Genomic DNA, 14135 nt, shown 5'->3' on the forward strand with positions numbered 1-14135 from the left:
CCCACTCACCTGGGAGGCCCGGCGGGCACGTCATCGGGCAGGAACGTGGTCAGCGCGTCCCGGCCGGCCCCGTCCGGCAGGCTCAGCGTGCGTTCGGCCAGCCGCGCCTCCATCCGGTCCAGCAGGGTGCGCACCGCGCGCCCGTTACCGAAGTCGTCCAGCCGGGCGGAACGGGCCGCCCGCAGCCAGCCGGACGCCCGCGCCCCAGCCGCTGGTGACAGGGTGTACCCGGCGTCCGACGCCATCCTCCGCAGGATCTCCGCCAGCTCCTCGACGGTGTAGCCGGGGAACTCCACCCGCTCGGTGAACCGCGAGCTCAGCCCCTCGTTGCGGGCGAGGAAGGCGTCCATCGCGGCCGGGTAGCCGGCGGCGATGACGACCAGCCGGCCACGGAGGTTCTCCATGGCCGGGACCAGGGTGTCGACCGCCTCCTGACCGAAGTCGTTCTCGCCGCCCCGGGCCAGGCTGTACGCCTCATCGATGAACAGCACCCCGTCCAGCGCCTCCTGGATGCGTTCCTCCGTCCTCGACGCGGTCTGACCGACATAACCGGCGACCAGACGTTCCCGGGTGACCTCGACCACATGTCCCCGGCCCAACAGCCCGAGGGAGTGCAGCATCCGGCCGAGCAGCCGGGCAACCGTGGTCTTGCCGGTGCCCGGCGGGCCGACGAAGAGCAGATGCGGGGCGAGCACACCGTCCGATCCCAGCCGCTGCCGGTGCCGCAGCCTGGCGACCAGCCCCCGCAGCACGTCCTTCACCGCGCCCATGCCGACCAGCGTGTCGAACTCGGCCAGCACCTCCTCCACCCGGGGAACGGCCCGACGCAGATACACCCGGTAACGCTCAGGGATATCCGCGGGCCGCAGCGGCTCGGTCAGCACGGTTTCGGCCGACGCGGCGTCCAGCCGGGCCACCCCGCCAGCGGGGAACACCCGCTGCGACCACTCGTCCCGCAGCTCCGCGGCCAGCTCACGCATGGTCCGGGCGTTGCCAAACGACCCGTCGCGGACCCGGTGCAGACCGGTGACGGCCTGCCGGAGCTCGTCGGCCAGCTCCGGCGTCCAGGCGAGTTCCGCCCGGGTGAGCTCGCCGAGCAGGATGGCCAGCAGCTCGTCGGGGGAGAAATCGGGGAAGTCCACGACGTTCGCCGCCGGGAACCGGCTGCGCAGGCCGGGATTCGAGCCGAGGAAGTCGGTCATCCGCACCGGATAACCGGCTACGATCACTACCAGGCGGTCCCGGTCGTTCTCCATCCGGGTGAGCAGCGCGTCGATCGCCTCCTGGCCGAACCCGCCGGCCTGCTCGGTCAGCCGGTACGCCTCGTCGATGAACAACACCCCGTCCAGCGCCTCGTCGACCAGCCGGTTGGTGTTGATCGCGGTCTGGCCGACGAACCCGGCCACCAGGTCGGACACTTCCGCGGAGACGAGATGGCCGCGGCGCAGCACGCCGAGATCCTGGTAGATCTCACCGACGAGCCGGGCGACCGTGGTCTTGCCGGTGCCCGGATTACCGGTGAAGACCAGATGCAGCGCCTGGGCCTCGGCGCGGCCGGCCCGCCCGACCGCACGGCGGGCGTCCTCCAGCGCCATCCGCCTGGCCAGCCTGCGCAGATGCTCCTTGACCGGCGCGAGCCCGGTCAGCTCGTCCAGCCGCTCCCAGGCATCGCGGCCGTCCGGCATGGCCGTGGTGAGCTCGCCACGGGCCCGCAGCTCCCGCGCGCTGAGCGGGATGCCGGCCCGCGCGAGCCCGGTCAGGCTGTGCAGCCAGCGCCGGGCACCGAGCGCGCCCTCTCCCGCCATCGCCGCGGCCAGCCGCGGGATCTCCGCCCAGTCGGCGACACACAGCCCGTGACGCAGCCGGACCAGGTGGACCAGGCGTTCCAGCTCGGCCGCGGTGGGCTCCCCGACCTGCGCGCAGGCCCGTCCCGACCGCCGCTGTGACTGGTCGTCGAGGAACTCGGCCAGGGTCGAGTAGCCGCCGAGCCCGCGGACCTCCTCGACGACCCGGTCCCAGCCGCGGTGGTGGAACAGCAGCAGGCAGACGTTGCCCGTGCGCGGGCCGGTGATCCACCTGCCGAGCGCCTCGGAGAACGCACGGCGCTCGCCGACATGGGCGAGGAACTGGTCCGCCCGTACCACGGCCACGGCCGTGCGGACCTCGTCCTGGGTCATGTAGTGCTCAAGCATCTGGATGAGGAACGTGTCACGCATCCCCGTCCGGCGGCGCGGCGCGCTCACCGCCGCCGCCGGCCGCGCCTCGTAGTCGGCGGCGGCACCTGATAGCGGCCCGTCACTATCCGCGACTCCACTCACCGACGCCGGGGAGCGTAGCTGCATCCGCCGCCCCTGCGGCCCGGAGAAGTACCGCATCCCACCGGCCCGGCCTGCCCCAGCGGCCGACGCCGGTCCGTCCGACGCCGATCCGTCCGACGCCGGTCCGTCCGGCGCCGGCCCGTCCGGCGCGGGCCCGTCCGGCGTCCGCGCGGGCCTCGGGTGCCGGCGGCCGGAACGTGCCCGGTTGGTGTAGCCCGCCGAGTCCGCGTCGCGGAAGTACAGGGAGTCACGAGCCGAGCAGAAGGCGACCCGGTCGAAGCCCCCGGCTCGCAGTTCCTCCCACAACGCCTCCTCGATGCCGCGCTCCTGGTAGTCACGGCTGACGAAGACGTCGTCCGTCCCGATGCCGTACAGCACGAACACGGCGTCGCCGCCGGGCCGCACCGCCTCGGCGAGCCGCTCAACCGTCGCGGCCACCGGCGGATCCGTCCGCCCGGACGCGTCCGACCGGGCGGACGGGCCCGGTCTCTCAGTTGGCACCGGCTTTCTACCCGCTCCGTTTGCCGAGGCCCGCGCCGGCCGGCCGGCCCTGGGGAGCGTCCGTGCCGGCCTGGGGCGCCGCCCTGCGGATCGACTCGATGTCGCGGTAGCGGGCGTCGGGCTCACCGCCCGCCGGCTGGGGAACGCCCGCGTCCAGGCCGTGCTCCCGCAGGGCGGCGGCGAGCTCGCGGGCCCGAGCCTCGCGGATCTCCTCGGATCCGGTGTCCCGGTCGTAGGAGAGCACCTTCAGCTCGCATGCGGCCGGACCGGCCGTCGACGGCGAGACGTCGACCACGACCTCCCCGCCGTCCGGGTGCTCGACCTTCGCGAAGAATGCGTTGCGGTAGTCCTCACCGCCGTAGGTGGCGTCCGCCAGGCTGAAGCCGTTGTCGACCAGGGTCCGCACGACGATGTCGGCGATGTTGGCGCGTAACTGCGACCCGAGCTGGGCCAAGCCGGCCTCCTCGACGATCTCGGCAAGCCGTCGCTCGAAGGCGGGAGCGCGCTGGTCCACCAGCTCCCGCATGGTGTCGGTGCTGGGCGGGGACGCCTCGTCCACGAGAAGACCGAGCGTGGCCGCGACCTCGGCGCGTAACCGCGACAGCGCGCCGTTGGACCAGTAGTCGACTTCGAGCGGGACGTCGGGCAGCTCCTCCCCGTCGGCGTCGACGGCGGCCCGGTCGGCGTTGTGCTCGATCAGCCCCTGGACGACCAGCAGCGCGTCCCGGGCCGCGGCCCGCAGCAGGTGCCACTCCCGGTCGGCCCACTCCAGCTCCACCCGCAGGTCGGACAGCCCGTGATACGCCCGCTGCGCACCGGCCAACGCGGCTTCGCCCAGACCGGCGTCGAGGACGTCCCCGACCGCGGCGAGGTCACGTTCGAGAGCCTCCAGCCGGCCGGGCGCGTAGCGGTCGAACGGGAGGGTCTCCCGGATGAGATCGCGGACGGCATGAGCGTCCCGGACCCAGCGGCTGGCCGCCTCGACCGCCCGCTTCCGGTCCGCGGCGAGCTCGGCGAGGCCACCGCGCAGCTCGCTGACATCCCGTTCCCGCCGGCGACGTTCCTGGGCGACGGCGGAACGCAACGCACGTTCCCGTTCCGCCAGTGCCTTCCGGGCCTCGTCGCGCACCTGGGTGGCCGTGCTGTCGAGGCTGTCGAACATCTGCCGGGCCTGCTCGTCGAGCCGCCGGTTGACCTCGCTCTCCAGCTCTCTGGCCCGGGAGCTGAGCTGGTCGATCGTCCGTTCGGCGCTGCGCTGCCTGCGCTGGATCTCGTCAGCGGCCTGCTGGGCGTCCCGGCGGGCCTGCTCCCGGACGCCTTCGATCACCTGGGGCAGGTCCGACTGGACGTCGCGTAACCGGGCCGCGGCCCGCTGGGCCCGACGCCACTCGGACTCCTCGATGCGGACGAAGGCCGTCTTCCGGCCGCTCATCAGGTGTCCGCCTTCCCCTGTGCCGGGCCGCCGGCCCAGCCAGCCTGATCAGCCCGGCCGCGCTGATCGGTCCGCCCGGTCCGGACCGGGCGTTGACCGGGGATGTGACGGGCCTGCTCCGACGAGATGTTCCAGGCTCGTGCCGCCGCCTCGTCCAGCGCCGCCAGCAGCCCGCTCGCGGGTATCCCGACCATGAGCACCTCACCGTCGGCAATCATGATCTCGGTGGTTCGCAGGCGGCCCTCGAAGTCGTAGCCGCCCCCGCGCAGCCGGCCGGTCAGGTGGTGGATCCGCTGGTTGCCGCTGCCGCGCAGGCCACGGTTGTCATCCCGGCTCGCCACATAGCGCCCGTCGATCAATACGTCGACCTGTGCGAGCAGATCGGCGACGCCCGCGTTCGGCGGGCTGTGGCGCAACCGCTCCAGGCGGTACCCGGTGAAGCAGATGAGGGAGAGGTCCTGTTCGGGCCGTAACGCCCGGGCGTGGCGGGCAAGTTCCGCGAGGCCGGCCGCCTGGCTCATGGGCTCCCCGCCGGAGAAGGTCAGCCCGGTCAGCCCGGGCACCGAACACAGCTCGGCCGCGAGCTCCGCCGGCGCGACCAGCCGGGCGGGACGGTCGGGAATCCACTCCGGCGCCACACAGCCCGCGCAGCGGAACGGGCAGCCCTGCACCCACACCGCCGCCCGCGGGCCGGGCCCGAGGGCGTGGGTGAGCCGGCAGGTAGCCGCGACGTTGAGAAAGACGCCCGGGCCGCCCGGGCAGGCGCTCATGTCGGCCATTCCCAGGCGGTCGGATCATCGGCGTCGGGGAAGTCCGTGGGCTGCTGTCCGTTCGGGCGGGCGGTGCCGATCCGCGGGCCGAACCCGCCGCCCGTCCGGGGCACCCAGGTCTCCTCTTCATCCTGGTCGTGCGACCGCGCGCCGTCGTGGCCGGGGCCGGCGGGCCGCTGGCCGGCGGCATGTCTGTCGGCGGCATGTCTGTCGGCGGCCTCCCGCCTCGGGGCGTCCGGATCCCACCATGGCTGGACGTCGTCCCGCGTCGGCCTCGGGATGTCGTCCACGGGCGGCCGGTCCGTCGCCTCGTCCAGCTCCGCCACTTCCTCCGCGAAGGAAGGATGCCGTGCGCGCGGCGCCTGCCCGTCGTCCGCCCTGCCATCCACCGCGGCTGGCGCATGAGGCGGCCGTCCCGGCTCCTGCGGGCGCGTCGGCTTCTCCAGTCGCACCGGCTGCGTCGGCGGTACTGGCAACGTCGGCCGCTCCAAAGGCGTCGCTCTCCGCGGATCCTGCGGCCGCGTCGGCTGGAGCCCAGGTGACGCGGGCCTGTCCCCGGCATCGACCGTAGGAAGATCGTCCTGAAGGTGATGGCTCTGCTCAGGCCACGGCTGTCTGTCGTAGCGCGGTCCCGCGCCGGGTACCCGCGGGCCTCCCGGAGGCTGCGCCGACCTGGGCCTGGCCCAGGTCGTCTCGTCCTCCGGATCGACCGGTTGACCGGCCGGCCGATCAGCCGGGCCGTGGTCGTCCCGGTATGGATCACCTTGTTCGCCTTGTTCGCCTTGTTCGGGCCATTCAGGCCATTCAGGCCATTCAGGGCGTGGCTGAGGGCGCGGCCCAGGCGGTGTCCGCCCGTCGGCGGGGAAGGGCTCGTCCACGAAGAAGGGGTCGTCCACAGACGATGCCCGCGGTGATCCCACCCTGGACGTCGTGGGCGTCGCGAACCTCGTGGACGCCCTGTCGTCCCGGTTATCCGCCCGGTACCGCTCCGGGGATGGCTGGTCACGGGTGGGCGATGCCGGGAAGTCGCTCGGGTAGGGGAAGTCGGCGGCCCTGCCGGAGGGCCGGGTGTTCGGGGCCGGCCGCGGGCCGGCGACAAGATAGCTGCCGAGATCCGCCTCGATACGCCGCAGCTCGTCTTCCCGCCATTTGTCGAGAAGTCTCTCGGCGACGTCGGCCTGAGCCCGGACGGTTCTCTGGACCGTCCGTTCGATCTCCGCCGCCTTGGCCTCACGTGCGGCGTTGACCTCCAGGGATGCCTCCATCTGCCACTCGCGGCCCTGCATCTTCTCGATCTGCAGCCGGCTGCGTTCCTCGATCTCGACAAACTGTTCGTAGAGCGTCGGCGGCCCCAGCGACATCAGGAACTTGACGAAGACCGGCAGGCACTCGATCGAGGTGATGAAAAGGAGCAGCAGGAGATGGGCCCAGCCGAGGGCGGGCCGCTCGGAGGTCAGCCGGTCGAGGGCCTCGATGCGGATGAGCATGCCGGTGTCGTCGCTGTTCTTGGCGTTGAACGCGGCGGTGTCCGCGGCACGGGCTTTCACGAGGCCGTCGAGCTGGGCGTTGACCGTGCTCAGCTCCGACTGGGCGTTGGCGAGCGTGGACGTGCGCGAGGCGTTCTGGTTCGTCTGCGCCACGTTGATGGCCCGGTCGAGCTGGCCCTGGAGTCTGTCGAGGTCGGCCTTGGCACTGTCCCGGATCGCGACTTTCTCGTTGTAGGCGATGCCGGCGCCGGGCCGGCCGCTGCCGCAGTCCGGCCGTCCTTCCTTCTCGCAGACCACGGCCTGCTCGGCCGCGTCGTATTTTTCTCGGGCGGCGTCGACCTGCGGCTGCAGGCGGGCCACCTCGGGATCCTTGCTGACGTCCGCGACGGCGCCGCCGGAGGCGACGGTCGCCTGTAACTGGGCCTGCCGGGCCCTGAGGTCGTTTATCTGCCTGGCGCGTTCGTCGTTCTGCATGTCGCGGTCGAACTGGTCGGCGCTCTCACGGTGCATGGTGGCCAGCTCGGCTTCTATCTCGGGCTCGAAGATGCGCAGCACCAGCGGCGTCGAGATGACCAGGCCGATAAGCACCGCCAGCAGCAGCCGCGGAAGCGCGATGACCAGGTTCTGGTACCAGTGCTCCCGACGTTGCACGGAGGCCACCAGCCACCGGTCGAGGCCCATGATCGCAAGACCCCACGCCCCGCCGACGAGAACGCAGGTGGCGATCGGCAGGCTCAGCCCCATGTGCAGGGCGAACGCGCAGGATGACGCAGCCATGAGCGACGTGGTCAGCACCGCGCTGCCGATACCGACGTACTTCGCCCGGTCGGTCGGGCAGCGGTCCAGGATCTGGGGGTTCGCCCCGGACAGCCAGATGAGAAGTCGTCTCACGACAGGCGCTCCCGCCCCCACAGCCTTGCGGCCATCCGCCCCCACACACCCTCTCGGCCTCGGTCAGGACCATGCCCGCCGGACTTACGGAACCTCACCCGACCCGCCGGAGGGGACGGGAACCACCGGTGCCCAGCCCGGCCGAACAGCGGAACGGCTCTTCCCCAGCTGCCGGCCGGCGTCGTTGTCGCCAGCCGGCCTGCCGAGAAGGCACTGGAAGGAAGGCCGGCCAGCCAGCCACCGCCACCGGCCCACATCCCGGGCTGGTGGATGCCGGGTGGGGAAGGCAGCCCGCGCGGAGCACGGGCCCGGACCTCGACGAGCTCGTCCCGGAGCTCGAACAGAGCGGCTGGCGAGACGATACCGGTGAGGGTGCCGCTCGGCGGGGCCGGAATCTCGAGGAAACTGATGACCGGCGGGCTGAAGGCACGCATGACCGGTGTTTGCGCCTCCACCACACCCCCGGTCCGCCCACGGGCCATCAGGCGCAGGGAACAGGTGGCCCTGAGCTCCACCGGGTGCGACCCCTTGGGAGGGAAGACGCCGTTGCCCTCGATGTACACCTCGTCCGCGTTGAGCGCAGACCATCTGACCACGACCGCTTCGCCGACGACACCGGCGCGGGGCTGCACGTCGACAAACTCGAACCGCGGCTCGGACGGCTCGGCGAACACGCTGCTCACACCCATCCCACCTTCATGATCCTCAAAGATGATGCCGGAGAGATGGCGCAAGATGCCGAGGCAACGCTGACAGGCCAGCTCGACATGACGTTCCTCCCCCTCAGGAACACGTCGGTAAGCCTAACCCCACCCGTAGGCCAAGAACAAGATTTGTTTCAATATTGTGCGTACATTATCATCATAGTGGACGCGAGTCGTCGGATTCAGCACCCAGGTCCGCTCTCCGGGATCTCTCGGACCCCGCTCTCCCCACTCACGAGCCGCCATCGACCAGGGAGGACGAACGAAGCCGGAGCCATTGTCGATCAACCTGTCGGGTTGCCGACCCGCATCGCCCGGCGGCGTCTCGACGACTCCACCAGAGCTCACCGCACCCATTCCGAGTACCTTGGCCACCTTGAAAGCCGTGACCGTCGTTATCGCGAATAATCCCCCTTCCGTCAGCGACAGAAGAAGAACTACGAGGTGTCACGAAAATATTCTGCCGACGGCAGTTTCAGGAAGGTACCTGAGGCGGCGGACAAAATCGAGAACGACCGGACAGGCGCGCCACCCTGTCCCTGCCTGGGCCAACGCGAGACCGGATGGAGAGACAGGCCAGATAGAAAAGAATATATGCGTCAGAGATCCCGGACACGCGGCCGAAATGCCGCTACGGGGCCGGGCCAGGACGCCTGGAGAAGCGTAGAAACCGACGATGCACGATCTTCTTCGCCGGAACCGGAAAACGGCAAAAAAGACTTCGGGCGTATGCCCGGTCCCGTACGCGGTGGCTGTCCGTCGAGGACAGGGAGACGGTCGAGGAGAAGACGAAGACCAGGCCACCGCTGTGACCGGTACGGCGGTCAGTGGACGCGGGGGTCCGGGGGGCAGTCGAGGGCGCTGGCTCTGGTCAGGCCGCTGACGGTGAGCTTGGCGGACAGGCGGACCGGGCCAGGCCGCTCGGTGAGGATGCCCGTCCAGCCGTCCGCCGCCTCGAACACGCACGCCTCGTGGCCGTCGTCGAGCTGCCAGTAGGGCGTGAAGTGCACCAGGACGGTCGCCACGCCGGGCGCGCGGAAATTCACCGCGAGTGAGCTGACACCGAGTTCGGTCAGGGCCGCCGGCCCCCGCACCAGGCCTGGCGAGTCGGTGACCAGCCAGACCTTCCAGTGGGCGTCCGACCAGACGAGTTCCAGGTAGGGCAGGCCGGCGTCGAGCAGCTTCGCCTCCTCCACCGCGGAGGAGTCCAGCTCCACGTCCGGCCGCGCCACGAAACGGACGCCGCGTTCGAGCAGCCACTTGTGGTAGGTCTCGGGAGCAAGGGTGCCGTCGTAGAACAGCGAGTTGTACTCCATGTCCAGCTGCCGCTCCCAGCCGCGGGCCAGCGGGACGTGCGGCGCCACGAACGACGCCTCCCAGTGCGCCCGGGTGAACGGGACCTCCACCCGTCCCATCGCCACCGGGCCGTGGTCGAGATAGTCGAGCAGACCGGTGTAGTAGCCGGCCTGGCCGGAGGCGTCCCCGTAGGTGGCCAGCGCCCCGTGCACCGGGCCGATCTGCCAGCCCAGCAGCGGGATCGCGACGACCAGCAGCACCCGCGGGCGTCTGGCCAGCAGCATCGCCGCGAGCGGGCCCGCGAGCAGGGTCGCCGGGCGGGCAATGTTCCCGCCGATCTGGGTCGGGACGACGAAGAAGACCGCGGCGGCGGCGGCCCACAGCAGCAGCCCGCGCCTGATCGCCACCTCGTGCCGCGGGACGACGAGCAGCCCGGCGCCGATCAGCGCCAGCAGGGACAGGAAGGTCATCGCCGGGAACGGCTGCACACCGTGCTCGGGGAACAGCAACGCGACAACGATCCCGCTCATGGCCCCGGCCAGCGGCAGCACCCGGCGCCGCGGGAGCGTGCCGAGCAGGGCGACCCCGATCAGCAGCACGAACCCGCCGGCGAGCGGTGAGGCCAGCGACGACCCGACCGCGCCGGCCCACGCCGTCTTCGTCCGCCGTTCCCGGACGCCGAGCAGCGCCAGCGCGCCGAAGGCCATCCCCAGCGCGAAGGGCATCCGGCCGACGACGAGGTTGGCCACCGTCGCGACGGAGAACCAGACCAGCGCCAGGTCGTGGCCGTGCGTCCGGCCGCGGCCGCGTAGCAGCCGGGTGACGATCACGGTGGAGGCGACGCACGCGAGACAGCCGAGCGCCTGCACCCCGAACAGCGCCCCCAGCGGGGGGAAGAGCACGCTGTAGCCGGGTACGGTGTGCCCGCCGTACCACTGGTCGTCCCACAGCACCGCACCGCCGTGTTTGAACAGCCACACGCGATATTCCTGTGCGGGGGTGTCCGGGCCGGTGAGTCCCAGCGCCAGGGACAACCCGCACAGGGCGGCGGTGATCAGCCATGGCTGGCGCCGCAGCAGGGCGACGACGGCGAGGACGGCCCGCGGGAGCGCGGCACGCGGCTTCGGGAAGACCGCGCCGGGCTGCGGGGCATCACCGCCAGTTCCCCGGCGGACGGCGTGCGGTCCTGGACGGGCCGCCGGAGAGGAGAGCGTTCCTGGTGCTGTGGGCCCGACTTGCATGCCTTCGCGCCGGATGGCGGCCCGCCACCCGGCCCGACGCGGCTGCGCACCGCCCGGCAGGCCCGGGCGCGCCCGGGCGTCACCCGGGACAGCCTGCCGCGCCCGCGTGCCAGGCGGAGGACAGAGCCGCGGCTGCGCGTCCTGCGGAGGACAGGGCAGCTCCCGCGCGTCACACGGAAGATCGTGGGGTGCCTGCGCCTGCGCCTGCGCCAGGACGGCCTGGGACGCCTCCGCCTCGACCGGGACAGCCCGACGCGATCCCACATGACGTAGGACGGTGCCGAGCAGACCCACCCGACACCTCCCTGTGCCAGACCGCCACGAACCAGCCGACCGGAAGCACCCGGCCCACGCCGGGCCGCGGCCGTGACAACGACATCGACGGGTGGAGACGAAGCCCCCGTCCGCGATTCTTTCCGCGGGCGGGCCTGTTTCACGCACCTGTCGGGTGGCCGACCGTCGTGGGCACCGTCGCGGCAGTGATCGCTGTCCTCGCCGAGGCCGGGCTCGGACCGCGCAACCCGGACACCTTCAATCCCTCATCCTGGTGGGGGATTCTCGCATCACAGCCACCGTCGACAGCTACACGGGGCTGGCTCGCGGCAGTCGCCGCCGCCGCTGTGATCACCCTGTGCATCTGCTGGTGCGCCCTCGTCCGTTCGATCACTCGTTCGGCCACTCGCGCCGCCGAGAGTGCGGTGGATTCGTCTGATACGCCGCATATACCCGACACGCTCCCAGGCGGATCTGAGCATACCCGGGGGACCGCGCGTCCTGCCATGCCCCGTATCACCCCCGCCCGGGTGGTGGTCACCTCCATCGGGTGGAACCTGCCGTTCGCGCTTGGCCCGCCGCTGTTCAGCCGGGACGTCTACGCCTACGCGGGCCAGGGCGAACTCGCCCGCCACGGGCTCGATCCGGCGACGCACGGCGTCTCGGCGTTACGCGCGCTGGGCCCCCGGATGGAACCGTTCGTGACCGCGGTCGACCCGCGCTGGCGGGACACCCACGCCCCCTACGGGAGCACGGCCGTTCTCGTCGAGAAGGCGGCGGCCACGGTCGGCGACGCATTGGCCGGCACCGGGCCGCTCGGCGCCGTCATCACGCTGCGGCTCGTCGCCGTGCTCTCGGTCGTGGCGCTCGTCGCGCTCACCCCGCGGCTGCTGCCCGGACGCGCAGACCCCCGGCAGACCGCCCTGGTCCTCGCGCTGCTGGCCGCGAACCCCGTCACCGTCATCCACCTGACCGGCGGAGCCCACCTGGACGCCCTCGCCGCCACCCTGACAGTAACCGCCCTGCTACTCGACCGCCACCGCCACCGCCACCTAAAGATCGATGCTCCGATACCGCCGAATCGCAGGAACGAGTGTGGAAGTGGCTGCCACAGCAACCACTTCCACACTCGTTGGTGGGGTGGGGCACGCGGGCGCCTGGGCAGCGTCAGGGGGAGGAGGCGGAGGTGGCTGGGGGAGGAGCAGGCGGGGTACCGGCGGCCGCGGCGGCCCCTATGGTGGCCGCGGTCCCACTGGCCGCAGTCCCGCCGACCGCGGTCCCACTGGCCGCAGTCCCACTGGCCGCGGTCCCGGTGGCCGCAGTCCCACTGGCCGCAGTCCCACTGGCCGCGGTCCCGGTGGCCGCAGTCCCACTGGCCGCAGTCCCACTGGCCGGCACGGCCCCGGTGGCCGGCACGGCCGCGCTGGTGGCCGCGGTTCCGGTGGCCGGCGCGGGCGGGTGTGCTGCGGTGTGGCGCGGTCGCGCTTGCCGGCCTCGCTGGGACGATCAAGGTCACCGCATTTCTCGTCCTTGCCGCGCTGGTCCTCATCCACCTGCGCGAACATGTCGCTGCCAGCCGCGCCGAGAGGGTCGCTGCCAGCCGCGGCCGAAACGGCCGCGGAAACCGTGACGAGGACGGCGGAGCATCCCTTCCGCGCGTGTCCCTCCCCCGCCGGTCAACGGTCGTGGCCGGCGCGAGGAGCGTTCTCCTCGATCTTTCGGTCGCGGCGGTGACGATGACGGTGAGCATGGTCGCGGCCGGCTTCGGCCCGACCTGGATCGGTGCGCTGGCCACCTCCGGGCAGTCGCGGACCGGCATCGCCCCCGCCGCGCTGCTCGCCCACCTGATCCGGCTACCGTTGGGCCTGCTGGGCCCGCTGAACCTGCCGGGCCCGTGGGATTCCGGCGATCAGGCCGGGACGGCGCTCGCCGCCGGGCGGGCGGTGTCGCTGGTCATCGCGGCGGCTGTCGTCGCCTGGCTCCTCGTGCGCGCCTGGCGCAGGCCATGCCTGCCCCCGCGCCCGCACGCGCCGGCGCTGTCGTCCGCCCCAGCGCCGTCCGGACCGACAGTGCCCAGCCCGGTGACACCCGGCCCCACAGCGCCCGGCCCCACAGCGCCCAGCCCGGCGGCGCACGTCCCAGTACTGCCAGTTCCGACGGAGCACGTCCCAGTACCGCCGGTTCCGGCGGAGCACGTCCTAGTACTGCCAGTTCCGACGGAGCAGGTCCCAGTAACGCCGGTTCCGGCGGTGCACGGCCTGATACCGCCCACTTCGACGGTATTCGCCCCGGCGCTGCCCGTTGCGGTGGCGGGCACGTCGGTGTCGGCGCGAGGGTGCGTGCCGGACGATGTCGCCATCGTCGGGGCTGGGGGGATGGCGGTCGCTCTGGGCAGCCCAGTCGTCTACCCGTGGTATCTGGCGCCAGTTGTTCCGGCGCTCGCTGTCATCGCCGCCAGCGGCGGATCCGCGGCGGCGCGCCGGCTGGTGATCGTCACGTCGGTGGTGCTGTGCGTGACGTCACTGGCGTCGCTGGCTCCGACCTGGGCCCTGCTGGGCCGGGCGTCCGCACCCGCAGTCATGATCGCGGCCGTGGCCGCCGGAACCGTCGTCCTGGGCGCGGCAGCACTGCTCGCGCGACCTCGCCGACGGCGGACCAGCAGACGATGACCAGCAGGAGGTTGCGCACCACCAGCAGCAGGCTCGCGAAGACCTGCCCCGAGAGCAGGTCGTCGTACCGGATCGGGTAGATCACGAGCGAGATCAGGCAGATCACCGGCAGCCCGACAGTGATCCACCGACGTGACGAGGCCGGGCGTCCTTCGACCGCCGCGGCGGGCTGGCGAGGCCGGATCCAGCGACGTGACGGGGCCGGATGGGCCGCCCGGGCACCGCCCGGGCCCACCCCGGTTCCCGGGCCGGTGAAGGAGGGCACACCGGCCTGATCCGGGCCGCCAGGGCCCGTCCCGGATACCGGGCCGATGCCGGTGGCCTGGCCGTCCAGCCCGGTGCGGGCCGCCGCGAGGTCCAGCGCCTCCGCCGCCGCCCCCACGGCCGAGCCGGCACCGACGGCCGCTCCCGGGCCCGGGGCAGGGCAGGCATCAGCGGTCGAGCCGGCGACGGCGCCAGCGGCGGCAGGACCGGCGCCAACAGTAAGATCATCAACAGCAGGACCGGCAGGACCGGCAGGACCGGCAGGACCGGCAGGACCGGCAGGACCGGC

7 protein-coding genes and 1 pseudogene are annotated in these 14135 nt (G+C 72.2%); 1 reads left to right on the top strand and 7 read right to left on the bottom strand.

The annotated features are described in order from the left end of the window. Positions 1 to 5: 5 nt before the first annotated feature. The 6 genes from NBX02_RS22160 to NBX02_RS22185 all read right to left on the bottom strand — a co-directional run bounded on the left by NBX02_RS22160 (position 6) and on the right by NBX02_RS22185 (position 10934). Positions 6 to 2756: an AAA family ATPase gene (locus tag NBX02_RS22160; protein ID WP_250292944.1), complete on the bottom strand. Its 2751-nt coding sequence runs from the start codon at positions 2754 to 2756 to the stop codon at positions 6 to 8. A 70-nt stretch (positions 2757 to 2826) separates the two neighbouring features. Further along, a complete protein-coding gene (locus NBX02_RS22165; RefSeq protein ID WP_250292947.1) occupies positions 2827 to 4251 on the bottom strand; it encodes a hypothetical protein in 1425 nt (474 codons plus the stop codon). Continuing rightward, on the bottom strand, positions 4251 to 5021 hold the full coding sequence (locus NBX02_RS22170; protein WP_250285213.1) for a 4Fe-4S single cluster domain-containing protein: 771 nt from the start codon (positions 5019 to 5021) through the stop codon (positions 4251 to 4253). Before NBX02_RS22170 ends, NBX02_RS22165 begins: the two co-directional genes overlap by 1 nt. Continuing rightward, entirely contained in the window at positions 5018 to 7399 is a 2382-nt protein-coding gene (locus NBX02_RS22175; RefSeq protein ID WP_250292950.1) for a DUF4407 domain-containing protein, read from the bottom strand. Before NBX02_RS22175 ends, NBX02_RS22170 begins: the two co-directional genes overlap by 4 nt. Then, a complete protein-coding gene (locus NBX02_RS22180; protein WP_250292952.1) occupies positions 7396 to 8082 on the bottom strand; it encodes a hypothetical protein in 687 nt (228 codons plus the stop codon). Before NBX02_RS22180 ends, NBX02_RS22175 begins: the two co-directional genes overlap by 4 nt. An 845-nt stretch (positions 8083 to 8927) precedes the next feature. Then, positions 8928 to 10934, bottom strand: a complete 2007-nt coding sequence (locus NBX02_RS22185; RefSeq protein ID WP_250286061.1) for a hypothetical protein — start codon at positions 10932 to 10934, stop codon at positions 8928 to 8930. Positions 10935 to 11419: 485 nt separating this feature from the next. On the opposite strand from NBX02_RS22185, the gene mptB reads away from it, so the two are divergent. Continuing rightward, on the top strand, positions 11420 to 13582 hold the full coding sequence (gene mptB / locus NBX02_RS23455) for a polyprenol phosphomannose-dependent alpha 1,6 mannosyltransferase MptB (protein WP_445548581.1): 2163 nt from the start codon (positions 11420 to 11422) through the stop codon (positions 13580 to 13582). On the opposite strand, the pseudogene NBX02_RS22195 reads toward mptB, so the two are convergent. Beyond that, a pseudogene (locus NBX02_RS22195) lies at positions 13491 to 14135 on the bottom strand (hypothetical protein); the annotation flags it as partial. The gene mptB and the pseudogene NBX02_RS22195 overlap by 92 nt on opposite strands.

It is taken from the genome of Protofrankia sp. CiP1_Cm_nod1, assembly GCF_920888515.1.
In the GTDB taxonomy this organism is placed as follows: Bacteria; Actinomycetota; Actinomycetes; order Frankiales; family Frankiaceae; genus Protofrankia.